The organism is Lichenifustis flavocetrariae, from assembly GCF_026130545.1.
Classification (GTDB): domain Bacteria; phylum Pseudomonadota; class Alphaproteobacteria; order Rhizobiales; family Beijerinckiaceae; genus Lichenihabitans; species Lichenihabitans flavocetrariae.
Window position 1 is genome coordinate 1 of sequence record NZ_JAMOIM010000174.1, and the last position, 581, is coordinate 581.

Here is a 581-nt window from a genome sequence, read left to right on the forward strand (position 1 = left end):
CCCAACACCTGGACCCTCTGGTTCGGCGACAGCCCGGCCTTCCTGAACCCCGGGACGGCCTTCTGGACGCTCGCGACCATCGAGGTCCTGCAATGGTCGCCCTTCGCCCTGCTGATCCTCTACTCCGCCTATGCCGCAATCCCCGGCGAGGTGCGCGAGGCCGCGGCGCTCGACGGCGCCGGACCGTTACGACGCCTCGCCTCTATCGACTTGCCCTGGATGGCGCCGACGATCGCGATCGTCTTCTTCTTCCGCTTCATCGACAGCTTTCGCGTCTTCGATAACGTCTACGTGCTCACCGGCAGCGGCGCGGGCGGCAGCACGACGACGATCAGCATCTTCATCTACGAGGCCTTCTTTCGCCACAACGACATCGGTGTGGCCGTTGCCGCCTCGCTGCTGTTGCTCGTCCTGTCCTTCGCCGTCCTGACCGCGCTCATGCGCCTCGCCGGGGCGCGACGGTGAAACGCCGCCACGCCTGGATGGTGGTGCGTCTCGCCGTCTTCGCGCTGGCGGCCTTCGTGCTGAACTTTCCGCTGATCGCCACCGTCGTGACCTCGCTCAAGGGGGAGGCCGAGATC

General features: G+C 66.6%; 1 protein-coding gene. It reads left to right on the plus strand.

Annotated elements, in window-relative coordinates; all coding sequences use genetic code 11:
* Nucleotides 1–465, plus strand: a 465-nt coding sequence (locus M8523_RS36505) for a carbohydrate ABC transporter permease (RefSeq protein ID WP_282589678.1), incomplete at its 5' end; no start/stop codon positions are given.
* Between the last annotated feature and the right edge of the window lie 116 nt (nucleotides 466–581).